This is a genomic window from Campylobacter sp. VBCF_06 NA8, assembly GCF_027737825.1.
Classification (GTDB): domain Bacteria; phylum Campylobacterota; class Campylobacteria; order Campylobacterales; family Campylobacteraceae; genus Campylobacter_B.
Genome location: NZ_JAOVUB010000005.1, coordinates 26,264 through 50,943, shown reverse-complemented (window position 1 = coordinate 50,943; position 24,680 = coordinate 26,264). Strand labels below are relative to the sequence as shown.

22 protein-coding genes are annotated in these 24,680 nt (G+C 41.1%); 10 read left to right on the top strand and 12 right to left on the bottom strand.

The window, feature by feature from the left end; translation table 11 throughout:
• Positions 1–146: 146 nt before the first annotated feature.
• The 4 genes from OFO10_RS07020 to OFO10_RS07005 form a co-directional block, all read right to left on the bottom strand.
• A complete protein-coding gene (locus OFO10_RS07020; protein ID WP_270866640.1) occupies positions 147–860 on the bottom strand; it encodes a hypothetical protein in 714 nt (237 codons plus the stop codon).
• A 48-nt stretch (positions 861–908) separates the two neighbouring features.
• On the bottom strand, positions 909–1,526 hold the full coding sequence (locus tag OFO10_RS07015) for a hypothetical protein (RefSeq protein WP_270866639.1): 618 nt from the start codon (positions 1,524–1,526) through the stop codon (positions 909–911).
• 338 nt (positions 1,527–1,864) lie between these two features.
• Positions 1,865–3,535: a formate--tetrahydrofolate ligase gene (locus OFO10_RS07010; RefSeq protein ID WP_270866638.1), complete on the bottom strand. Its 1,671-nt coding sequence runs from the start codon at positions 3,533–3,535 to the stop codon at positions 1,865–1,867.
• A gap of 22 nt (positions 3,536–3,557) precedes the next feature.
• Complete coding sequence (locus tag OFO10_RS07005) at positions 3,558–4,316, bottom strand: exodeoxyribonuclease III (RefSeq protein WP_270866637.1); 759 nt, start codon at positions 4,314–4,316, stop codon at positions 3,558–3,560.
• A 70-nt stretch (positions 4,317–4,386) separates the two neighbouring features.
• Here OFO10_RS07005 and OFO10_RS07000 point away from each other — a divergent pair, with 70 nt between their 5' ends.
• Positions 4,387–4,752, top strand: a complete 366-nt coding sequence (locus tag OFO10_RS07000; protein ID WP_270866636.1) for a diacylglycerol kinase — start codon at positions 4,387–4,389, stop codon at positions 4,750–4,752.
• Between the two features lie 114 nt (positions 4,753–4,866).
• Here OFO10_RS07000 and OFO10_RS06995 read toward each other — a convergent pair whose 3' ends face one another.
• Positions 4,867–5,676, bottom strand: coding sequence for a hypothetical protein (locus OFO10_RS06995; protein ID WP_270866635.1), 810 nt, complete (start codon positions 5,674–5,676; stop codon positions 4,867–4,869).
• 174 nt (positions 5,677–5,850) lie between these two features.
• Positions 5,851–6,468 (bottom strand): MBL fold metallo-hydrolase, encoded by a 618-nt coding sequence (locus tag OFO10_RS06990; RefSeq protein WP_270866634.1) that lies wholly within the window; start codon positions 6,466–6,468, stop codon positions 5,851–5,853.
• Positions 6,469–6,601: 133 nt separating this feature from the next.
• Here OFO10_RS06990 and aqpZ point away from each other — a divergent pair, with 133 nt between their 5' ends.
• A complete protein-coding gene (aqpZ, locus tag OFO10_RS06985; protein ID WP_270865317.1) occupies positions 6,602–7,276 on the top strand; it encodes an aquaporin Z in 675 nt (224 codons plus the stop codon).
• A 70-nt stretch (positions 7,277–7,346) separates the two neighbouring features.
• On the opposite strand, the gene OFO10_RS06980 is transcribed toward aqpZ, so the two are convergent.
• From OFO10_RS06980 to OFO10_RS06955, 6 genes are all read right to left on the bottom strand, one after another.
• Positions 7,347–9,719: an autotransporter outer membrane beta-barrel domain-containing protein gene (locus OFO10_RS06980; protein ID WP_270866633.1), complete on the bottom strand. Its 2,373-nt coding sequence runs from the start codon at positions 9,717–9,719 to the stop codon at positions 7,347–7,349.
• Positions 9,720–10,764: 1,045 nt separating this feature from the next.
• Entirely contained in the window at positions 10,765–11,478 is a 714-nt protein-coding gene (locus OFO10_RS06975) for a metallophosphoesterase (RefSeq protein WP_270866632.1), read from the bottom strand.
• A gap of 99 nt (positions 11,479–11,577) precedes the next feature.
• Positions 11,578–12,858 (bottom strand): dihydroorotase, encoded by a 1,281-nt coding sequence (locus OFO10_RS06970; RefSeq protein WP_270866631.1) that lies wholly within the window; start codon positions 12,856–12,858, stop codon positions 11,578–11,580.
• Entirely contained in the window at positions 12,858–13,784 is a 927-nt protein-coding gene (locus OFO10_RS06965; RefSeq protein ID WP_270866630.1) for an aspartate carbamoyltransferase catalytic subunit, read from the bottom strand. The genes OFO10_RS06970 and OFO10_RS06965 overlap by 1 nt, the downstream gene beginning before the upstream one ends.
• A 51-nt stretch (positions 13,785–13,835) precedes the next feature.
• On the bottom strand, positions 13,836–14,477 hold the full coding sequence (locus OFO10_RS06960; protein ID WP_270866629.1) for a hypothetical protein: 642 nt from the start codon (positions 14,475–14,477) through the stop codon (positions 13,836–13,838).
• 9 nt (positions 14,478–14,486) lie between these two features.
• Entirely contained in the window at positions 14,487–15,584 is a 1,098-nt protein-coding gene (locus OFO10_RS06955) for a CinA family protein (protein ID WP_270866628.1), read from the bottom strand.
• Between the two features lie 119 nt (positions 15,585–15,703).
• Here OFO10_RS06955 and ileS point away from each other — a divergent pair, with 119 nt between their 5' ends.
• The 8 genes from ileS to OFO10_RS06915 all read left to right on the top strand — a co-directional run bounded on the left by ileS (position 15,704) and on the right by OFO10_RS06915 (position 24,661).
• Entirely contained in the window at positions 15,704–18,466 is a 2,763-nt protein-coding gene (gene ileS / locus OFO10_RS06950; protein WP_270866627.1) for an isoleucine--tRNA ligase, read from the top strand.
• 99 nt (positions 18,467–18,565) lie between these two features.
• The gene (gene gatA, locus OFO10_RS06945; RefSeq protein WP_270866626.1) at positions 18,566–19,924 is read left to right on the top strand and encodes an Asp-tRNA(Asn)/Glu-tRNA(Gln) amidotransferase subunit GatA; all 1,359 of its coding nucleotides are present in this window, start codon (positions 18,566–18,568) and stop codon (positions 19,922–19,924) included.
• Between the two features lies 1 nt (position 19,925).
• Positions 19,926–21,377 carry an IMP dehydrogenase gene (gene guaB, locus OFO10_RS06940; protein WP_270866625.1) on the top strand — a complete coding sequence of 484 codons (1,452 nt, stop codon included), beginning with the start codon at positions 19,926–19,928 and terminating at the stop codon, positions 21,375–21,377.
• Positions 21,374–22,480, top strand: coding sequence for a homoserine O-acetyltransferase MetX (metX, locus tag OFO10_RS06935; RefSeq protein ID WP_270866624.1), 1,107 nt, complete (start codon positions 21,374–21,376; stop codon positions 22,478–22,480). Before guaB ends, metX begins: the two co-directional genes overlap by 4 nt.
• On the top strand, positions 22,470–22,664 hold the full coding sequence (gene xseB / locus OFO10_RS06930; protein ID WP_270859252.1) for an exodeoxyribonuclease VII small subunit: 195 nt from the start codon (positions 22,470–22,472) through the stop codon (positions 22,662–22,664). The genes metX and xseB overlap by 11 nt, the downstream gene beginning before the upstream one ends.
• On the top strand, positions 22,657–23,481 hold the full coding sequence (locus tag OFO10_RS06925) for a carbon-nitrogen hydrolase family protein (RefSeq protein WP_270866623.1): 825 nt from the start codon (positions 22,657–22,659) through the stop codon (positions 23,479–23,481). The genes xseB and OFO10_RS06925 overlap by 8 nt, the downstream gene beginning before the upstream one ends.
• Positions 23,478–24,137 (top strand): HesA/MoeB/ThiF family protein, encoded by a 660-nt coding sequence (locus tag OFO10_RS06920; protein ID WP_270866622.1) that lies wholly within the window; start codon positions 23,478–23,480, stop codon positions 24,135–24,137. Before OFO10_RS06925 ends, OFO10_RS06920 begins: the two co-directional genes overlap by 4 nt.
• 8 nt (positions 24,138–24,145) lie before the next feature.
• On the top strand, positions 24,146–24,661 hold the full coding sequence (locus OFO10_RS06915; protein ID WP_270866621.1) for a phosphotransferase-like protein: 516 nt from the start codon (positions 24,146–24,148) through the stop codon (positions 24,659–24,661).
• Positions 24,662–24,680 lie beyond the last annotated feature (19 nt).

Genomic DNA, 24,680 nt, shown 5'->3' with positions numbered 1-24,680 from the left:
TGCGCCAAGACTTTCCTTTTCGATAGCTTTTACCAACGCATTTGCAATCAAACTTGATAATTGGCTATTTTCCAATAATCTTTTTGGTAAGCTTTGTCAAACTCTCTTTGAGCAACACTTTCTCTACTCATTTGTAACTCCTTATGTTAAAATGTTTTTATCATCAAATAATTGATTTTTTTCTCAATATCAATACCTGTAACTTTTAAAAAATATTTTCTTAAATCATCTTTATCTTGTTTTGTGATTATAGGTATGAATTTTTCGCCATATTTGGTTTTTATGAGTAAAAAACCAAATGAAAACAGACTGCTAAGCGACCCGTTTCTGACAACAGAAAGTATCATAAATGGGCAATAAAACAATATAATTATTCCGCCAAAAATATTCGCCATATTCATCGCGCCCATAAATAAAGAAAAAAACATTGCCACTATAAAAATAGGAAGTAGCATCGTTCTTTTGTCAATAATAAAATTTGAAGCTTTCAACGAATTTGTTTCTATGGATACAATACTAGTTAGGGCAATTTTAGAATTAAAAAATTTAAATTCATCGTCGTTCGTGCCTATGCGTTTTTTAAACCAAAACGCTACTATTACCGCTAAAATAATCGAAAAAATAAAATTAACATTGTTATTAAATTTGTCATAAATTGTATTTGTAGTCATAAATGTAATAACTCCCTTATCAAAAAGTATCTTTGTTAAAATTAAATCAAAAATGGCAGGGAAAAACATATAAAACGAAATTTCTTTTATAAAATCTCTTATAACAATCGGATTTTCGTCGTAATTTCGCAAATTTTCTTTTTTGACATTTGGTTTATTGTCGAAATTTGTATTCTCAAAATTTTCCAAATTTAATCCTTTTATAAAATCTCGGTCAGTATCGTTGATACTGAATTTTTAAATAAAAATTTGTGGCACAATTTTGTCTAAATTTATACCAGTTTTTGATAGAAAATATCTTTTGATTTCATTATATTCGTTGCGTGATAAAAACGCAACTTCTATAAAATTTTGTTCGCCATAAATAATCAAACTATCGGCTACGCTAAATTCTAAATTATTTTTAAGCATATAAATTAAAATTGGCATTACAAGCAAAAGTAAAATCCCAAAAGGCAATAATAAAGCGTAAAATTTGCCCTCTACGGCAAATCGCAAACTCATAATGCTTAAACCAAACAATACAACGCATAAACCAAAAATTTTTGTTTGTTTCGTTGCAACTGGCTCGGATAGTGCGTATGTTCGCTTTATTGCTATGATATTTTTCAAATTTATTGAAGTTAAAATCGCATTTTTTTTCGTCGAAAACAGTTCGATATTTTCGTTTTTGAATATTACATAACAATCACCAAATTCGCCGAATTTATAGGCTGTGGCTTGTCTGTATGGCGAGAAATATTTCAAAAAATCGATAAAGATAAAAAGTAAACTAAACATTTTTGTTAAATCTATACTTTTATCTTTTATAATAATCGGTTCCTTATCATAATCTCTCTTATTAGAATTCATCATTTTCCCTCCACTCACACTTCTTACTCTGCTCTGCGATTAGGCTAAGTTTTTTAAGCGTGAAATTTGATTTTAGTATGTGAGCTTGTAGCTCTGATTTGGCTTTTCTGCCCTGCTTCGCACACCACCGCACGCTCGAAATGACAGCAAATTTAGCGCAGAGAATTTTAAAGTCGTAGATTGGCGCGCGCGGTATGCGCTCGCAATGACACTAAATTCGCGCTTTGGTAATTTTCACTCGTAGATTGCTTCGATGACTTCGTCATCTCGCAATGACAATGGCGAAGAAATTTGCATAATTTGCAAATTTCGGGGCAGTGTTTGAAAGCCCCGCTAGCGGGTTATGATAACCCACTAATTACGCCATCATCGCTGATTTTCATATCCAGCGCGCTAGGGTGTTTGGAAAGTCCGGGCATTAGCATGATTTTGCCAGCCACTGCCACGATAAACTTAGCCCCCGTGCGAATCTGCAAGTCTTTGACCCGCAGGCTAAACCCGCACGCGCGACCTAGCGCCTTTTCATCGTCGCTGAAACTATACTGCGTCTTGGCGATACACACATCGTAAGTTTCAAGCCCAAGCGCGCGAATTTGCTCCAACGCCCCAAGTGCCAGATTTTCGAAAACAACCTCTTTTGCGCCGTAAATTTTCGTGGCGATTTTTTCAATTTTGGTCTTAATATCATCGGTTTTATCGTAAGTGTAGTTGATATTTTTTAGGATTTTGCACTCGGCAAGGACTAGTTTTGCCAAATCTATTGCCCCAACTGAGCCTTTGGCGAAATTCTCGCAAAGCGCCATTTTGACACTGCGCGCGGTGCAGTAGTTGCGCACGAACTCGATCTCTTCGTCGCTATCGAAGCTAAATTTATTCAGTGCGACAATCGGATTTAGACCGAAATTTTGCAAAATTTCAATATGTCCGCCTAAATTTTCGATTCCCACCATAAGCGCTTCTAAATTTGGATTAGTGATTTCGTCTTTGGCTGCGCCGCCATTGTATTTGAGTGAGCGAATCGTAGCCACCAAAACCACCGCATCAGGGGCGATACCTGCGCGCGGACATTTGATATCGAGGAATTTTTGCGCGCCAAGCTCAGAGCCAAATCCAGCCTCAGTTACGACAAAATCGGCTAGGCTCATCGCCGTTTTTGTAGCGATTATCGAGTTGCACCCGTGAGCGATATTAGCAAAAGGCCCGCCATGCACGAAAGTAGGCGTATGCTCGATGCTTTGGAACAAATTTGGCTTAATCGCCTCTTTTAAAAGCACGCTCACAGCCTGCTCGCAACCCAAATCCCGCACGAAAACAGGCTTGTCATCTTCATCATAAGCCACCATGATATTTGCGATATTTTTCTTCAAATCTGCCAAATTTTTCGACAAGCACAAAATCGCCATAATCTCACTAGCAGCGGTGATATTAAAGCCGTCTTTGCGCTCTACGCCGTCAAATTTACCACCTTGTCCCACGGTGATTTGGCGCAGTGCGCGATCGTTCATATCCATGCAACGCTTCCAAAGCACGGTTTTGATTTTAAGCGGATTTCCTTGATAAATCGAATTATCAATAATCGCGCTGATTAGGTTGTTTGCGCTCGTAATAGCGTGAAAATCGCCCGTGAAATGCAAATTTAGCTCCTCCATGGGTGCTAGTTGCGAGTATCCCCCACCTGCTGCACCACCTTTTATGCCAAATACTGGGCCAAGAGAGGGCTCACGAAGCGCCAAAGCCACGCTTTTGCCCAGCGATTTAATCGCGTCAGCTAGGCCGATTGAGGTCGTGGTTTTGCCCTCGCCATACGGAGTCGGGCTAATGGCTGTAACTAAAATCAGCTTTGCGCCCTGCGCGCCGTTTTTATCGTGCCTTTCGCTATACTCGCGCCCCGGAATTTTTGCCTTATAAAATCCATAAGGCTCGATTTCATCTTTTTTCAAACCTAGTTTTTTGCCGATTTTTGTGATTTTTTTAAGCTTTGCATTGTGTGTAATTTCGATATCGCTTAACATTTTTTCCCCTTAAATTTAAATTTTACAAATCAATCTCAATGCCGATTGGGCAGTGGTCGCTACCTGTGATATCAGCGCGGATAAAGGCGTCTTTGAGGCGCGAACGCAAATTTTGCGAGATAAAAAAATAATCAATCCGCCAGCCGACATTTTTAGCGCGCGCATTGAAGCGGTAACTCCACCACGAATACGCCCCAGCCTCATCGCCGTGAATTTCGCGGAAAGTATCGATAAATCCGTGATTTATCACCTCATCGATCCACGCACGCTCGATAGGCAAAAAGCCAGAAATTTTAGAATTTGACTTTGGATTTGCTAGATCAATTTCCCTGTGAGCGGTATTGACATCGCCACAAAATATCACGCCAAGCCCCTGCGCGACTAGCTCGTCGATATAGCGCAAAAAATCGGCATAAAATTTCATCTTATGAGCAAGGCGCTCATCGTCCTTTTGGCCGTTTGGGAAGTAGATATTTAGTAGCACCACATCGCCAAATCTATGCTCCAAAACCCGCCCCTCATCGTCGCTAGCGAAGTTGCATTTGCTAACCTTGCTAGCAAATTTAGCTAGGCTCGCCACGCCAGAATACCCGGCGCGCGTGGCTGAGTTCGTATCAATCTGCGAAAATCCCAGCTCATAAAGCTCTTTTGGGATATTTTCTGCGCTCGCTTTTATCTCTTGCAAGCCCAAAAAATCAGGCTTCTCATCATCAAGCCACGCAAATGCGCCCTTGCCAAGCACGGCTCTGAGCCCATTTACATTCCAACTCATTAGCTTCATTTTTACCCTTTAATTATCAAAATTTGGCTATGATTATGCCTAAATTTAACTAAAATTTAAAAGGAAAAAAATGAGAAATCAGCCAAAATACAAATTTTTCGCAAACTGGGGTTATGCTTTGGCGGGGCTAGTTGAAATTTGGCGTTCGGAGCGGAGTTTTCGGCTAGAAATTTTTGTTTTTGCGCCACTTTTGGTTTCACTATTTTTTTGGAATTTTGGCTTAGTTTGGAATTTGGCTTTGGTTTTTGGCGCGGTTTTTACTCTGGTTGTCGAGTGCATAAACTCATCAATCGAGCGCGTGGTCGATTTAGCTCACCCTGATTTCCACCCGCTTGCAGGGGCTGCCAAAGATACCGCCAGCACCGCTGTAATGCTTACTTTGAGCCTAAATTTCGCCCTGTGGGTATGTGCGATTTGCGGTAAAATTTTTGGCTAAACACTGCACCGAAATTTTAAAATTTAAAATTTTTACACCTAATTTGTCATTGCGAGAATTTTGCGTTAGCAAAATTCGTGGCAATCTACGACTTTAAAATTAGTTTATTGCATATTAGCCAAATAAATATTCTTTTTGTTCTAAAAATATTTTTTCCATATCGCCGTAATCTAAATGTCCGCAATTATCTATTTTTTTTGAATATTTTAGATTGCATTTTTGTTTGTATTTATATTTTTTTAACTCGTTTCCTATAATATTTTTATCTTTAAATTTATCGCCAATATAACCAAAAAGTGAATAACCATTAAAAATATCAATAGTATCATCTTCACATAATAATATAAAATTGTCTAATAAAACACGATTGCGACCAAAATACTCAGAGAAAAAAATCGGTCTTGCAAAACCTGCCGTCATCTCTTTTAAATTTACCGATATATATTGGTTTGGGTCTATTTGCGTGGCTTTTAATATATTTAAAATTAAATCTCCTGCAACGCTATCTGCATAAATATCCCTATTATCGTATGCTTCTTTTAATTTATAAATCCAATTATTTAAATTTATATCATCGTCAAATTTATAATACCCTATATCTATACTATTTGCTCGCTTATTTTTACCTAGTGTCTTAATTCTATATTCGTCTAATTTATTTTCTATTTCTAATTCTTTCTTTAAATATTCCACAACAGCTCTTTTATACAACTCTTCTTTATCTAAAATCCTATTTTCTACTAAACAATAGCCCCGATTATATTTGTTATAATCCCACAAACTCACTATTTCAAAGTCGTATTTTTTAGAATAATTTGGCACAATTCTAATAAAACCAAGACATAAAATAATCGTTATAATTGCAACAAACCAACTTATTTTTTTAAATTTGGTATCGAACAATTTTTTAAATAAATTTTTCACTTTTATTTTCTTTTATAAAAATTTCTTTGCAAATTTAAATTCAGGTCGTATCGTTTAGCCACGATACGAAATTCTGTTTTTAAATTTGCGATTTTGCAAATTTGTTATTTTACTTTTGGCGATTGCCACGAAATGCTTCGCATTTCTTTACTTGTAAAATCAACGCAAATTTCGCTAAAACCTCGCCCTTTCTGCGCCCACGCTCGTGGGCTCTCCATGCCCCGAGTATAAAACCACCTCATCTGGCAGGGTAAAAATCTTGCCCTCTATGCTAGTTTTTAGCGCGCTATAATCCCCGCCCGGCAAATCCGTGCGCCCAAAGCCCGCGCGAAAAATCAAATCCCCGCAAAACGCCAAATTTTGCCCCTTACTATAAAACACCACGCTATCGCTCGTATGCCCTGGCGCATAAATCACAGCTAGCTCGCACGCCCCGCTAGCTAGCGCGATCCTCTGCCCATCTTTTAGGGGCGTGAAATCCTCTATGATTATCTCTTCGCCCGTGAAATTCGATAGATTATAGTCTGGCTCGCCCAGATACACGCTCGCGTTTTCGTGCGCGAGTATCGGCGCGCCCAAAGCCCGCGAGAGCTCGCTAGCTGCGCCAATGTGATCGAAATGTCCGTGCGTGAGCAGGATTTTTTCGATTTTGAAATTTCTCTCTTTTATAATCCCCAAAAGCTTGTCCGCTTGCGCCCCAGGGTCGATTACAAACCCTGCCCCACTCGCCTCGTCGATAAAAAAATAGCAATTCTCGCTGATATAACCTACCACTTCCACGCATAAAACCATGTTTTCTCCTTGAATTTCTTCAAATTTTACGCTCTTAAATTTAACCAGCCATTAAATTTAGCCAAAAATTATCCTTGATTTACCAAAACGCAGTAAAATACGCACTTTTGCAAAATTTTTCAAAGGAGAGCTTATGAAAAAGCTTTTGGCCGAGTTTCTTGGCACATTTTGGCTAGTATTTGGCGGTTGCGGAAGCGCGATTTTCGCTGCATACAATATCGGATTTGTCGGCGTTTCAATCGCCTTTGGTTTGACCGTGCTAAGCGGTGCTTACGCATTTGGACACATTAGTGGCGGACATTTTAACCCAGCAGTTTCAGTGGGCTTGCTATGTGGCGGCAGATTTAAAGCTAGCGAGTTAGCAGGCTATGTCATCGCGCAAGTGCTAGGCGCGATAGCAGCAGGAGCCGCACTATATCTAATCGCAAGTGGAAAGGCTGGATTTGACATCAGCGCAGGATTTGCGACCAACGGATACGGCGAGCACTCACCAAACGGATATTCAATGCTAAGCGCGCTAATCGCAGAAATCGTGCTAACTGCGTTTTTCCTAATCGTCATCATGGGCGCGACAGATAGGCGCGCTCCAAGTGGCTTCGCACCGATTGCGATCGGTTTAGCCCTCACGCTAATCCACCTAATCTCAATTCCAGTTACAAACACCTCAGTAAATCCTGCCCGTTCAACTGGCGTGGCACTTTTCCAAGGTGGCTGGGCGCTTAGCGAGCTATGGCTGTTTTGGGTAGCGCCAATCATCGGTGGCGCAATCGGCGGAATTATCTACAAAACTTTTTTGGAAAAAGAGTAAAAATAAAAAAGAGAAATTTAGCATTTTTGCTAAATTTCTCTAAATTAAAATTCTAAAATTCAATTAAATTTTAAAATTTAAAACTTACCCCCATATTTCCTGAATATCCCTCTTCTTTGCCAACATAACCTTTTGCACTTATGTCAAATTTAAATGAATTTGTCTCATAAGTGTATCCGATTTCGCCTATTCCTGTGCTTCCTTTTAAGCTTGGACTTGCAATACTTGCAAAGCCAAATGTAGGTAGGCTTAGCTCGCCACTACTTTTAGCGTCAAATTCATATTGATAAGCAGCACCTACATAAAATGAATTTGTATCATTAAAGCGAATAGTATCTCTTAGACCTATTTGAGCTCTTTTTGATGTCACACTATCTAAACTCACATCTACACCTTTGATATTTAATTCACTACCCTCTGTATAAGAATAGATAAATCTTGAATAGATATCCAAATTATTCGAATCTGTTAAATCAAATATCTTTCCTACACCTATATGAGCACCATAATAAGTAGAACTTATATCAAATTCATCATATAGTGATTTTTCGTATTCGGTTTTTACGCTACCTACTCTAAAACTTCCGTCTATATAATAATTGCTCAAATTTTGATATTTAGCAAACACTCCACCACCGATAAGTTCAGTATCACCTTTGCCTACTAAACCATTATCTAGTTTGCTTTCATATTCACCTTTACCGTATTCGATAAATGCACCAGTTGTGAAATCACCACTTTGTAATCTATCTGTTGAGGCTATGCCAACATTGACATTAAATCCTTTTTGATCTACATGCGAACCTGTTTTATATCTCTTATCACTTCCATTTGCATACGCAAATACAACTGTATCGCTTGTATTGGTATTATCTAATGTAGTAGAAACGATATTGTTTAAATTTGACAAAAATAAATTTCCACTCTCATTTATAGCAATACTTTGAGATAATTTAGTCTCTAATAGAGTTTTTGAATTTTCATTTGCGCTTATAGAAGTTCTGCCACCTGTATTACTACCCGTGCTACTTCCACCGGTTGTTGAACCACCAGAACTACTTCCACCAGTTGAACCACCACCAGTTGAACCACCACCAGTTGAACCACCACCAGTTGAACCGCCACCAGTTGAACCGCCACCAGTTGAACCGCCAGAACCTGAACCGCTTGTATCTTCATCGCCTTTAAAAACTAAATCCAAATTCTTTTCATCACTTAGTTTTATATAGCCTTTTACATTTACTAAATTTGCTATATTTATATTTTTTACACCTGCTTGTTCTACACCGTCGGTTGTTTTATATTCGTCTTTGACATTTAGCGTTCCAGCTGTTTGAATAAGATGAATTTTACTATCAGCTGTTAAATTTGAAGCGTTTTGTAAGTAGGCATTTATGGTTGATTTAGATAAATCAGTTTCTCCTGTGTCATATAAATTCAAAGCTACACTATCATTTGTAACACTGCTTGGTAGGTAGAAATTTATAGTTTCAAAATTTTCTATATGTCTAGCTTGTAAATTCATAGCCGTAGGTGTTGAAGCAGTGCCTATGTTTAAAGTATTGCCGCTTAACATATCTTTTGAACTATCACCTGAGAAACCGCCATATAAGCTAACCGCAACTTTTAAATCGCCTTTTATAAAATTTATAGTATTGTTTGTAGCATTGCCATTTGTAGAGTATCCGCCGTAAATATCATTTCCCCTAAAAGAATTTACACTTATATTTATAGTGTTATTTGTGCTATCGTTATCGCCAAAACCACCATAAATTCTAGCATTGGTAGAAACATCATCAAAATTCATATTTATGGTATTGTTTGATTGTTCGGTCATTTCTCCATTATCAAAATCGCTTACGATATTAAGCGTTTTTATCCCCTCAGTCGTATTTCGTGTATATTCTGTTTTAGAGATGATATTATAAATTTGATCTGTATAGCTCCACCCGCTAGGTATAGGATTTCCTATAAATGTTAAATCCAGCGTTTTTTCATCACTTAAAACTATCTTTCCTGCGATATTTACTAAATTTGCTATATTTACATTAGTCAAAACTGCATTTGTCTTTGTTTCATCAAAGTTGATTATAGAACCTGCTGTTTTTATTAGATGAATTTTGCTATCTTTTGTTAAGCCCGTAGCGTCTTTTAACTGAGCATATATTCTTGTGTCTTTTAAATTTGTAGCACTTGTGCCTGTTAAATTTAAAGCCGTGTATCCGTCTGTAACGCTACTAGGTAGATAAAAGCCTATGTTTCTAAAACCCATTACATTGTTTGCTTTAAGACCGTCTGTTCCGCTTGTAATGTATAGATAATTTGTATTGCTTCCGCCCCTAATATCGCCTTTTATTTCTCCGCCTTCATAATATGTCTTTTCTCCTGAGTTATAAACACTTCCGTTTATAGTTCCGCCTGATATGCGTATAGTGTCTGACATGTTAGGAGATTCACCCGAGCTATAACGAGCAGCCCTAACATCGCCTTCAATAGTTCCGCCTGATATGGTTATAGTGTCTCCATTAGCAAAAGAACTATCGCCAAAACCGCCATAAACATCACCTTTTATAACTCCGCCCGAGATAGTTACTTTGTTACCACCGTGTCTATCGCCACTACCGCCATAAACTCTTCCTTCGATAGTCCCGCCTTTGATAATTACTTTGTTGTTAAAAGCTCGTGTATTAGTTCCTCTACTTCTTCCACCTGAAACATCTCCTTTGATAGTTCCTGCTTCGATAGTTACACTATTGTCTTCGGCATCATTTTCAAAAGCATACCCACCAATAACATCACTTGTTATTTCACCGCCTTTGATGGTTACACTATTTTTACTAGCATAAACACCACTACCACCATAAACATATCCGCCTATCTTACCGTCATATACAGTTACTTTATTCTCATAGGCAAATGAAAAAATACTTAGTCCACCTTCAACATCTCTTTTTACACTTCCGCCCCTAATAATCACTTCATTATTATATGGTATAAACTGCGGATCTTGACTATCATTTCTAGCGCCTATGATATTATCTACATTTCCGCTATTTAAATATACCTTATTTACACTAGAACTCTTTGGAGTAGCAGCATATACATACTCTCCATAAATATCACCAAAAGTTGCAGTGCCAAGATTAATATTTACAATAGTCTCGGAATTGAGACCCGCAAAGTAATCATCTCCAATATCATAGCGACAACCACCATAATACCCACAGTTTCTATCGTCTCCTGTGACAATGACTTTATTATTTACGCTATCATATCCTAGATTAAATTCATAACCAAGAGCCACATTTGGCACCACACCTGCAATCGCCATAGCCGTCATAAGGCTAAATTTTAGATGAGATTTCATCATAAACTCCCCAAAAAATGTGATGGTTTAGCATAATTATACGGGGGGGGTTAAAGTCGGCTGAAAAATAAATGAAATTTTAACAAAAAAATTAAAAATTGAGTAAATTTTGTAACCAAATTTAGAATTCTAAGCAGTCTTGGATAAAAAGTCGCTTGGAGGGGAATTCCATAGCGCAAAGGCGGGCGTTTTTGTAACCGCGCTTTTTAAAAACACAGCCCAAATCGATATTCGCGCTGTAATCATTGATAAATGGCTCATCTTGTGGCGTGTGGCCATAGACATTGAAAATGCCCGCATTATCAGTGTAATCGTCGCGCCCGCTCAACACATGCGCCTCGAAATCGTCCTTTACCGCCACGAAGTCGCGAAATTTCCACATATTTCCCACAGCCGAGTGCGACACCACGAGAGAGCGGGAATTTTCGTCGAAAATGTCGTATTGCAAAAACACGGGCAAGTTTTGTAAATACTCTAAATGCTCGTTTAAAAGCGCGCTAAATTCGGGCGCAAAATACGATTTCATCGTATCGCTGCCGCCACTTTTGGCAATCCAGTTAATATCATCACTTGCGCCAATTACGATTTCGCGGTCTCTCACGCACCTTTGCGCGCTGGATTTTGCTAGCAAAAATCTGCGCTCATGGTTTCCGCGCACGCAGTCATAACCGTGCGAGCGCACAAACTCGATGACTTTGGCGCTCTGAGGGCCACGATCGCACAAATCGCCCACGAAGCAAATTTTGCTATCAAATTTCGCTGGCAAACGCGCAATCAGCGCCATTAAGCTCTCATAGCAACCATGCACATCGCCGATAATGTAGATATTTTGCATAAATTTACCTTTGAATTTTTAAGGAATTATATTAGAATTTTTAAAATTTAAAATTTAAAAAAGGTCAAATTTAACCCAAATTTGGGTTAAATTTGAAATTTACGCTACCACATTTGGGAAGTCAAACACTACTTTTCCGCTTTTTATCGTTAGCACGCACGCACCTTTTAGCTCTTTGCCAAAAAGTGGCGAATTGCACGATTTTGACTTGTTGAGTTTCGCGTCGTAAGTGTATCTTAGCTCAGGGTCGATTATAGCGATATCAGCTAGCTTTCCGACAGCGATTTCGCCTTTGCCAAAGAGTTTTAAAATTTGGGCTGGATTATACGAGGTGAGAGCTACCATTTTTTCATAATCAATCACGCCATCATCAACTAATTTTAGCGTCAAAGGCACGAGTGTTTGAAGCCCTAAAATCCCAAACGGAGCCTTGTCAAATTCGACAAATTTATCGTCCCAGCTATGCGGTGCGTGATCTGTGGCGATGACATCTATTAGTCCGCTTTTTAACCCCGCTCGCATAGCCTCTACATCGGCATTTGTGCGAAGTGGCGGAGACATTTTGAAATTCGTATCATAGCCCATAAGCTCACTCTCATCATAAGTAAAATGGTGTGGCGTAACCTCGCAGGTTACATTAATGCCCTCTTTTTTGGCTTGATCGATGAGTTTTAGCGACCAGGCCGAGCTTACATGCGCCACATGCAGGTGTCCGCCCGTTTTTTTAGCAAGCAAGATATCGCGCGAAACCATAATCTCCTCTTTTTCGCTCGCCATGCCTTTAAGCCCTAAAATCGCGCTCACCCTGCCCTCGTTCATCACTCCACCATGGCAAAGCGAGCAATCCTCGCTGTGATTTATGACAAAAGAGCCAAAATGCGCCGAGTATTCGAGGGCTTGTCGCATGACCGAGCTATCTGTAACTGGAAGTCCATCATCGCTAAATGCCACGCACCCAGCCTCGATCATATCGCCCATTTCGACGATTTTCGCCCCTTTGCAATCCTGCGAAATCGCTCCGATTGGAAGCAGGTCGATTAGCCCCCTATCGCGCGCTTTTTTAATCATTGCCTTTGTGATTGCAGAATTATCATTTACCGGGTTTGTATTTGCCATAGGCATAGCGGTCGTTACGCCCCCTGCTACGGCTGTTTCGCTACCAGTGATGACATCATCTTTATACTCAAAGCCCGGATCTCTAAAATGCACATGCATATCAATTAGCCCCGGCATGACGAGCTTGCCAGTCGCGTCGATGACTTTATCTGCGCTTGGCTCGTCCTTACATAGGGCGCAAATTTTATCATCTTCGATTAAGACATTGATTTTCTCTGTTTTATTGTGATTAATAACGGTGCCATTTTTGATTAAAATTTTCATTACAAGCTCCTATTTAAATTTATCGTGTGAAGCACCGCCATACGCATGGCTGCACCGTTTTCGACCTGATCGAGAATGCAAGTAAATCGCGGATCGTCCGCGACATCTGAGTTAATCTCCACGCCACGATTTATCGGGCCTGGGTGCATGATAATCACACCCTCTTTGGCTACTTGCATACGCTTAGCAGTTAGTCCAAAAAATTTGCTATATTCTCTCACACTCGGGAAGCTTGGCTCGCCGTCCTGGCGCTCTAATTGAATTCTTAGCATTATTATCACATCTGCGCCCTCGATCGCTTCCTCGACGCTTTTGCAAATCCTGCACCCAAACGCCTCGCAGTCTCTTAGCATCATCGGAGGACCAAAGAGTCTGACATTTATGCTTAGTTTTTTCATCGCCCACGCATCAGATCTAGCCACACGAGAGCGGAAAATATCGCCGATGATAGCGACTTCTAATCCTTCAAATTTGCCTTTGGCTTCGTGGATTGTGAGCAAATCCAAAAGCGCTTGTGTCGGGTGCTCGTTTAGTCCATCTCCTGCATTTACAATCGAGGCGTCGCAGTTAGAGGCGATAAATTTCGCAGCACCGCTACTTGCGTGGCGCACGACAAAAATATCACTGCGCATGGCTTGCATATTTTTTATCGTATCGATTAGCGTTTCGCCCTTTTTGGTACTACTTGAACCTGCGCTGAAATTTATAGCGTCCGCGCCAAGGCGTTTGGCGGCGATTTCAAAGGAAATGCGCGTTCTAGTGGAGTTTTCGAAAAAAGCATTAATCACGGTTTTTCCACGCAAAGAGTCTGATTTTTTGATATCTGAGCGGTTTAGGGCTTTGAAATCCTTCGCCAAAGCGATGAAATCGTAAATATCGTCTGCGCTTAAATCTTGCGTGCTAAGCAGGTGCTTTAATTTATACATTTTGCCTCCTAAAATGGTTAAAATTTTCGCTGTATTTTACGCAAATTTGACTTAAATTTTTAAATCCTCGTCCTGCGAATTTTCATAATGTTTTTCAATTTTTTTGCCATTATTAATCATATCGCCAAAGATATTTAAAATCTGTCCAAAGCTCGAATTTGCGTCCTTTGCTAAATCCATTAAATCCTTTTCGATCCCGCCTAATGAACCGTTTAAATCGCGCACGATCTTCTCGCCTTTTTTGGCTAAATCTTCTAATTTATCCGCGTTTTTTTCGGCAAATTCGTTTAAAATTTTCGGTGCTTCCTTGCTTAATCTTTCCAAATTTTCGCCCAAAATTTTAGCCGTTGCGGCAAATTCATCAATCGTTTCGTTGATATCTTTTGAAATTTTGCCCTCAGGCTTTGGCACTAGCTCGATTTGAACCTTTGGTTTAGCGTTTTGGCTCAAATTTGCCTCTGACGCAGGCTCGCTTGAAGCAGTGCTTCCTGGCGCAGGTTTAATCGCGCTTTCGCTAGCCGATAAATTTTTATCCAAATTTATCTGTATTTTTGGCTCATTTTTCTCAACCATTTTTTGAGATTTTTTTTCGATCTCTTTCTCGATATCTAGGCCGTTTTGGCTAGATTTGTCGCTGTCGCTACACGCACTAAAAATAAGCGCGCAAGCAAGCAAAATTCCACATTTTTTCATACTCTCTCCTTAGTTTAAAAATAAATCACTTCTTAATTTCAAAAGCAAGCAAACTGCGATATTTGCGGCCTCTTCGCGGATATAGTTGCGATCTCCGTTTAGGTGAAATTTGCCGATTATCTGTCGCCCACCAAGCTCTTTTGCCCCGATAAAGACCGTTCCTACGGGCTTTTCATCGCTTCCGCCCCCAGGTCCAGCTATCCCGCTAATGGCTAGGGCAAAATTCGCCCCCGAACTCTCCAATGCCCCGCTAAGCATACCTGCGACGCATTGCTCGCTCACTGCACCGTAATCTTGTAAAACCTCATCGCTCACATCTAACCACGCGCGCTTTATCTCGTTTGCATAGCTTACCACCGAGCCATCAAAAATATCGCTCACACCGGCTATTTCGCCAAATTTAGCCGCCAAAAGTCCAGCCGTGCAACTCTCTGCAAATGTGATTTTCGCCCCGATTTCTCGCAATTTCTCCACGGCGTGAGAGATGAAATTTTTAGGTGCGATAAATGAGTTTGCGTAGTATTTGCTCACGCTATCTAAAAATTTATCCAGCGCGCCAAATTTCTGCTCGCTAGCGCGCACAAAGAGCAAAAACGAGCTGTATTCGCTAATGATAAATGAAATTTTATAGCTTAATGCTAGGCTTTCGAGTCTAGCTTTTGCGCTCGCATAGTCTGTGTCAAATAGATAAAATCCCTCGCCCTCGTTTAGGGGATCTTGCAAAATTTGGGGCAATTTTTGCAAAGGATCTGCTTTTAGCACATTTACAAGGCAACCCTTAATATCTAGCAAAAAACTATCCTTTACCACAAATTTAGCTGCTGAGGGGGCTAGCGTGCCACAATCTTTAAGCTCCAAAGTATCAAGCGTGAGCGTGGAGAGGATTTTCCCGGCGATTGCATAAGCCACTTTTGTCGCAAAAATCGTGATATAATCGTATTTACTAACCATTTTTTCTATCAAAAATGGCAAATTTTTATCGTTTTCATTTATAAATTTAATATCATCAATCACGCCGAAAACCTGCTCGTATTCGCGCAAAATATAGCTAAAAAATGGCGGATTATAGCGGATAGCTTCGCCGATGATTAAAATCACATTTTTCATAAATTTCGACCTTTAAATTTTTGCCATTATAGCATAAAAAATTCTTGCATTTTCAGTCCTTTTTAAAAGCCTTTTTGCTACACTTACCAAATTTTTTAAAACACAATTAAAGGTTTTTTATGGATTACAAAGAAACACTTTTTCTCCCTACTACGGACTTCCCTATGCGAGGCTCACTCCCAGCGAACGAACCAGCGCGATTTTCTAGCTGGTATAACGAGCGAGCAATTTATGAAAAAATGAAAGCCAAACGCAAAAACGCGGGCGTCAGCTTTAATATCCACGACGGCCCACCTTATGCCAACGGACACCTGCATATCGGCCATGCGCTGAATAAATTTTTAAAAGACATTATCACAAAAACCCACTATTTTTTCGGTGAAAATATCCGCTATGTCCCGGGCTGGGACTGCCACGGCTTGCCGATTGAGCAACAAGTAGAAATCAAAATGGGCGACGCGAAAAAATCAGCTACCAAGCACGAAATTCGTGAGCTTTGTCGCGCACACGCAAAAGAATTTATTGATATCCAAAGAGATGAATTTAAAAGCCTTGGCGTAATTGGGGATTGGGAAAATCCATATTTGACACTGAAATTTAACTTCGAAGCTGAAATTTACAAAACCCTTTGCAATATCGCTAAAAAGGGCATTTTAATCGAGCGCAGTAAGCCTGTGTTTTGGAGCTGGGCGGCAAAAAGCGCGCTAGCTGAGGCAGAGGTCGAGTATAAGGACAAAGAGGATTATTCGATTTATGTGGCTTTTGATTTGAGCGATGAAGCAAACGCCAAAATCGGTGCAAAAGGCGCAAAAGCCGTGATTTGGACGACTACGCCTTGGACACTTCCAGCAAACGGCGCAATCAGCCTAAATCCAAACGAAACCTATGTCCTAACAGCCGAAAATTTCATACTTGCAAAACCGCTTTTAGAAAATTTAATCGGCGCAGGTATCACAAATGGCGAAATTTTAAAAGAATTTAGCTCAAAAGAGCTAGAAAATTTATACGCAATCAACCCGCTAAATGATAGAAGCTCAAAATTTATCCTAGGCGAACATGTCTTAATGGACGGCGGAACAGGCTTAGTTCATACCGCCCCAGGACACGGCGAGGACGATTATTTCGTGGGCTTAAAATACGGCATAGAGGTGCTAATGCCAGTCGATGAGGCAGGGTGTTTTGATGAAACACTGCGCGCGAAGGGGCTATTTAGGGCTGGCGTCGTAGATGAAATGGTCGGCATGCACATTTTCAAAGCAAATGAAAAAATCGTCGAAATTCTTGGTGATGCAGTGGTGAAAGTCGGCAAATTTACCCACTCATACCCACATTGCTGGCGCACGCACAAACCAGTAATTTACCGCGCTACAAAGCAATGGTTCATCGCTATGGATAAAGAATTTAGCGGTGGAAAAACACTACGCCAGATTGCGCTTAGCGAAATCAAAAAAATCAAATTCTACCCAGCCACTGGCGAAAATCGCCTCACAGCGATGATTGAAAATCGCCCTGATTGGTGTATTTCAAGACAGAGAGATTGGGGTGTGCCGATTGCATTTTTTCGTGATAAAGCGACAAAAGAGCCGATTTTCGACGAAAAAATAATGGATCATTTATACGAAATTTTCAAAGCCAAAGGCGCAGATGCGTGGTGGGATAGCGAAATTTGCGATCTTTTACCACAAGGTTCTGGCTATAACCCTGAAAATTTAGAGAAAGTTACCGATATTTTAGATGTTTGGTTCGATAGTGGATCGACTTGGAACGCTGTGCTAAAAAGCGGCGAATACGACGCAGGCGCGTTTCCAGCCGATATGTATTTAGAGGGCTCAGACCAGCACAGAGGCTGGTTTCAAAGCTCGCTTTTGCTAAGTTGCGCTGTAAATGAGTTCGCTCCGTATAAAAGCGTCCTAACTCACGGCTTCACCGTCGATGAGAAGGGTCAAAAAATGAGCAAATCCGTGGGCAATATCGTCCTTCCACAAAAAGTCGCCAAAGAATACGGCGTAGAGATTATGAGATTATGGGTTGCGCTAAGTGATTACTCCACAGATTTGAAAATCAGCGAAAATATCCTAAAACAAGTCAGCGAGCAATACCGCAAAATTCGCAATACAATTCGCTTTTTGCTAGCAAATGTTAGCGACTTAGAAGAGCTTGAAACCTCAAATTTCACAACCCTTGATAAATGGATTTTAACCCGCGCAGTAAGGACTTTTGGCGCGGTCGAAGAGAGTTTTAGAGAGTATGATTTCTCAAAAGGATTTAACCAACTTCTAAATTTCCTAAGCGCAGATTTAAGCGGAATTTACCTTGATATCATCAAAGACCGCCTTTACTGCGACCATATCGACGAACCACGACGCAGAAGCGCGCAAAGTGCGCTAGTGCTAATCACCAGAGCGCTACTGCCTCTGATTGCGCCTACGCTAACTTACACAATCGATGAAGTAATGCAATACGCGCCAAGTATCGTTAAAAACGGCAAAGAAGACGCTTTTGATTTGGTTTATGCGCCGATTGAATTTAGCGATTTTGTCGAATATGATGAAATTTTAGAGCAATCAAGAGAGAAATTTTTCGAAATCATCGACGCACTCAAAAAAGATAAAATCATCAAATCAACCCTAGAACTCGCTTTGCAAACTAGCTCAAATGAAATTTTATCTTACGATATTTTGGGCGTGAGCGATTGGTTTATGGTAAGCGATGTAACCTCGCTAGATGGCAACAGCGACAATGCCTTGGCAGAATTTCGCATAGGTGATGAAATTTTCCGCCTTGTAAAATCTGATAAATTTAAATGCCCAAGGTGCTGGAAATTTAGCGCAAAAGAGCAAGACTGCCTATGCCCAAGGTGTGCAAAGGTGCTAAATGCTTAGTTCGCCTCAACATTTTAGTATAGTAGTTCTCACAATCGCGCTAATCTTTGTCTGCATAGGCGTGGGGATAAAATTTGTAATAAAATTTAAGGATAAAAAATGATAAGTTTAAAAGAGGCTTTGAAACTGAGCCCTAGCGAAATTTTGGCACTTCGCGCAGATTTAAAAAGCCAAATCATAGCCAATAAAAACCTTGGCGCGTATGTCGAACAACTCACGGGCGAGGAGCTAAACGAAAGTGGCGCAGGTGTGCCAATCGCGATTAAAGATAATATTCAAGTCAAAGGTTGGAGCGTAACGGCTGGATCAAAAATCCTGCAAGGCTACATTGCGCCTTATGACGCAACCGTAATCAAAAAGCTAAAAGAGGCAAATTTAGCTCCATTTGGTCGCACCAATATGGACGAATTTGCCATGGGAAGCACGACAGAGAGCTCGTATTATGGCAAAACTCTAAATCCGCTCGATCACACTCGCGTCCCAGGCGGAAGCAGTGGCGGAAGTGCTGCTGCTGTGGGAGCTGGTCTAGCAATCGCAGCCCTTGGTAGCGATACAGGTGGCTCTATCCGCCAGCCAGCAGCCTTTTGTGGTTGCGTGGGATTTAAGCCAAGCTATGGCAGGGTAAGCCGTTACGGCCTTGGGGCGTATTCATCTAGCCTAGATCAAATCGGACCAATCACAGGAAATGTCGAGGACGCGGCGATTTTATACGATATCATCGCTGGACATGATGAAATGGATAGCACAAGCTACGCTGGCGAGTTTATCAGCACGGCTGATAAATTAAATAGCGAGCGCAAACTTACAATCGCAGTCATCGAAAACTACCTAAACGAGGCTAACGATGAGATTAAAACTGCGCTAAATTTGGCAATCGAGAAGTTAAAAAGCTTCGGACACAAGATAATTTATAAAAATTTGCTAAATTCCAAATACGATATCGCCACATACTATATCATCGCCACAGCCGAAGCTAGCGCAAATTTAAGCAGATATGACGGCGTGCGATACGGAAACCGCGCAAAGGCGTCAAATTTAAACGAACTTTACGCAAACACCCGTGGCGAGGGATTTGGCGACGAGGTCAAACGCAGAATGCTTCTAGGAACATTTGTGCTAAGTAGCGGTTACTACGACGCTTACTACATAAAAGCGCAAAAAGCCAGAGCCTTTATCAAGGCTGAATATGAGGAAATTTTAAAAGAGGCTGATTTGATTTTTATGCCGATTGCGCCTGATGTGGCGTATAAATTTGGCGAGTTAAACGACCCGCTAAAAGCTTATCTTAGCGATATTTACACAATCGGCGTAAATTTAGCAGGACTTCCAGCGATTTCCGTGCCAGTAGCTAGAAATTCACAAAATTTAAATATCAGCGCACAGCTAATAGGACGCGCTTATGACGAACAAACGGTGCTTGATGGCGGGTTAAATTTAGAAACAATCGTAAGGGGTTAAGATGAAAATTTTGAAAAAAGCTTTGACATTTGAAGATGTTTTATTGGTGCCACAATACTCTGAAATTTTACCAAAAGATGTAGATTTAAAGACAAAATTTACCAAAAATATCACTCTAAATACGCCACTTGTGAGTGCTGCTATGGATACGGTTACCGAGTATCGCACAGCTATCATGATGGCTCGCCTTGGAGGGATTGGCGTAATCCACAAAAACATGGATATCGAAAGCCAAGCCAAAATGGTTAAAAGAGTGAAAAAAAGCGAGAGTGGCGTCATCATCGATCCGATTTTTATCAAAGCCACAGCCAGCGTGCAAGATGCGCTAAATTTGATGGCTGAATACCACATTAGCGGAATTCCAGTCGTCGATGACGAGCATAAATTAATCGGAATTTTAACTAACCGTGATTTGAGATTTGAAAGCGATACCTCAGCGCGCGTTGGCGATAAAATGACTAAAATGCCACTAATCACGCTCAAAAAGGGCTCGACGCTAGATGACGCTGAGAAAGTTTTCCGCAGCACCAAGGTAGAAAAGCTTCCGATTGTTGATGAAAACAACCATTTAGAGGGATTAGTTACCATTAAAGATATCAAAAAACGCATCGAATACCCTCTTGCAAACAAAGACGCTTATGGCAGACTTCGCGTAGCAGCCGCCATTGGCGTAGGTCAGATTGATCGCGCAAAAGCCCTTGTCGAAGCAGGCGTAGATGCGATTGTAATGGATTCTGCTCACGGACATACCAAAGGTATCATAAACACCCTAAAAGAGCTTAAAAAACAGCTAAATGTCGATGTCGTAGTAGGAAATGTCGCGAACCCAGAGGCTATCAAAGATATCGCCGAAGCTGGCGCAGACGCGATAAAAGTCGGTATCGGACCGGGCTCAATCTGCACCACTAGAATCGTCGCAGGTGTGGGCGTGCCACAATTTACCGCAATTGTAGATTGCGCAAACGAAGCGGCTAAATTTGGCGTTCCAATCATCGCAGACGGCGGTATCAAATACTCAGGCGATATCGCAAAAGCCCTAGCAGCGGGAGCTAGCTCAGTTATGATGGGAAGCATTTTGGCAGGTTGTTATGAGACCCCTGGCGAGTTAATCACCTTTCAAGGTCGCCAGTATAAGACATACCGTGGCATGGGCTCAATCGGCGCAATGCAAAAAGGAAGCTCAGATCGCTACTTCCAAGAGGGCACTGCCAAAGAAAAACTAGTCCCAGAAGGAATCGAGGGTCGTGTGCCTTATGCTGGACTTCTTAAAGATGTAATCTTCCAATTAGTCGGTGGTTTGCGTAGTGCTATGGGATATTGCGGAAGCAAGGATATCCCTACCTTGCAAGAAAAAGCCGAATTTGTCGAAATCACAAGCGCAGGACTTAAAGAGAGCCATGTCCATGATGTCATCATCACGCAAGAAGCGCCAAACTACCGAGTTAATCAGTGAAAATCCAAACCAAAACCCACTATTTTGACGAACCGCTCTATTTAGAGAGCGGTCGTGTTTTTTCTAAATTTCACCTAGCTTACGAAACTTACGGCGAGCTAAATTCTGATAAATCAAATGTCATTGTCATCACACACGCTCTAACCGGTAGCACACACGCTGCTGGCAGATATGAGGGCGAGAGCAAGGCTGGCTGGTGGGACAGCCTAATCGGCGATGGCAAGGCAGTGGATACGAGCAAATTTTTCGTCATCTGCATAAATATCCTCTCATCGCCCTTTGGCTCGACCTGCCCGCTAGATATCGATGATAGCACCGGCAAGGAGTATCGCACACGCTTTCCCGTGCTTGTAATCTCAGATGTCGTAAAGGCGCAGGTTAGATTGCTAAGCGAGCTTGGGATTTCGCGGGTAAAAGCCGTAATCGGCGGGAGTTTAGGCGGTATGCAGGCTCTGTGCTACGCAATCGAATACCCAAATTTCGCCGAAAATATTTTCGCACTAGCTACCACTTATGCGACGCAACCTTGGGCGATAGCATTTAATAAAATCGCAATCAGCGCGATTAAGAGCGATCCAAATTTCAAAGGTGGGTATTACGACAAAGATGAAATCGCCAAATCAGGCCTAAATGGCATGGCAGTAGGTCGCATGGCTGGGCATATTAGCTTTTTAAGCCCTGCTTCGATGAACGAAAAATTTGGGCGAAATTATGTAGAAACCGACGGACTTTACGAGCTTGACGGCAGATTTCAAGTAGATCGCTACCTAGACTACAATGGGGTAAATTTCTCTCATCGCTTCGATCCGCTATGCTACCTTTATATCGCAAAAATGATGAATCTTTTCGATTGCACTAGGCATTATGGTTCGCTAAAAAACGCTATGGCGCAAATCCGCGCGAAACTATTTTTGATTTCGTTTTCTGGCGATATTTTGTTTCCGCCAAATTTAATGGAGGAAATGTATAAATGTATGATTGATCTTGGCGCAAAAGAGCGCGTGTTTTACACGCAAATCGACAGCGATTACGGACACGACGCATTTTTGGTCGAGGTGGAAAAATTTGACTATATCATTAAAAGGGTTTTAGATGCAAGATAATTTCGAAGAAAAAATGAAAAAAATAGGCGAGCTATTAGAGAGCTTAAACGACAAAGACATCACGCTAGATCGCTCCGTAGAGCTGTATAAAAGCGGAATTTGCCTGCTAAAAGAGGCGAAGGAAATTTTAGAAAACGCCAAGCTTGAAATCACGCAAATAAACGAAGGTGCGCAAAATGATTAAAATCTGCGCTCTGCAACTCGCCACGCTTTCGATGAGCGAAAATCGCATTGATTATTATATGAAAATAGCCCACGACAATGGCGCAAAAATCGTGGTTTTGGGCGAATACACGCTCAATTCGTTTTTTACCGAGCTAAAACACATGCCAAGCTCAATCACGCAAAAACAAAGCGAACACAAAATGGAGCTAATGCAAAATTTGGCTAAAAAATACGATTTACACATCATCGCGCCCATAATCCGCCAAAGCAATAGCGAGGCTGGCGAAATCGCATGGATCAAATCCTGCGCGCATTTTAGCCCCTCTGGCGTGAAATTTTACGATCAAACTATGCTGATAAACTACTCGCACTGGAACGAAGATGAGTTTTTCCTAAACGCCAAAATTCACGAAAGCGGCAAATTTGAGCCACTGATTTTTGAGGTCGAGGGTGTGAAATTTGGCGTTTGTTTTGGGTTTGAAGCGCATTTTGATATGGTGTGGCAGCGCTTCGACCACGAAAGCGTAGATTGCGCGCTAATCCCCACAGCTTCGACATTTGAGTCAAATTTGCGCTGGGCAGAACTGCTTAAAATGCGAGCCTTCACGCACTCGGCGTATATCGTGCGCACAAACCGCATAGGCGAGGCGAAATTCGGCGATATGGACTTTAAATTTTATGGCGGCAGTTTCCTAGCGAATCCTTACGGCGAGATTATCAACGAATTGCGTGACGAAGAGGGCGCGCTAATGTGCGAAATAGACCCAGCAATCGTGCGCGAAGCTACGGAATTTTGGGGCTTTAAGGCAAATTTAGAAAACAAAGGCTTTGCGTGAAATTTTTCCACAGACAAATCCAGCTTTGGGGCGAGGATACCCAAAACTCCCTAGCGCAAAAATCCGTCCTAATCATCGGCTCTGGCGGGCTTGGAAGCTCATTTGCGTATGCACTAGGAGCCAGCGGGATCGGGCGGATTGACATTGTCGATTTCGACACAGTGTCGCTTCATAATATCCACAGGCAAATTTTATTTTCGCTAAGCGATGAGGGACGATACAAGGCTGATATTTTCAAAGAGCGCGTCCAGGCTCGATACGATGGAGTGCGTGTGAATACGCACAAAATGAAAGCTGATGAATTTTTTGCGAATTGCGCGGATAAATTTGACCTGATTTTAGATGCGACTGACAATCTCGCCACTCGCGCGCAAATCGATGAGTTTGCCAAGCAAACTGCCACGCCATGGGTGTTTAGCTCGGTCGATAGCTTTCAGGTGCAGGTCTGCTTCGTAAGCGAGGCGAATTTCAAATTTTTCCCAAATTTGGGCGCCACGCCAGCTGGAATTGCTGCGCCAATTGTGATGTTTGCAGCGAGTTTTGCGGCAAATTTAGCACTTCGTTATTTAGCAAATTTGGAAGTTAAAAAAGATACGCTTTATTACTTAAATTTTTTCTCGGGCGAATTTGAAACCAAAAAAATCGCTCTTGTTTAAGGCAAAAAATGGTTATACTCATAACGGGCGCTTCGCATACGGGAAAAACGCTTTTGGCACAAAGATTGTTAGAAAAGTATAAATTTCCGTATTTTTCAATCGACCACCTAAAAATGGGGCTAATTCGCTCAAAAAATACAAATCTTACCCCAAATGACGATGAAGCACTAACGCCATATCTGTGGCAAATCGTGCGTGAAATAATCAAAACTGCGATTGAAAACGGGCAAAATTTAATCATCGAAGGTTGTTATGTGCCGTTTTCTTGGCGGAGCGATTTTAGTGAAAAATATTTGTGCCAAATTCGTTTTATAGCCCTAGCGATGAGCGATAAATTTATCGATGAAAATTTTGATAAAATCAAAAAACATAGCTGTGATATAGAAAATAGGCTTGATGATACAACCTGCACAAAAGAAAATTTAAAAGCGGATAATCAAAATTTTATAAAGGGCTTTTTAAACAACGGCGAGAAAATCGTTTTGATTGATGATGATTATGAAAAAACTATAAGTAAGCTTTAAATTTAAAATTTAGGCTAAA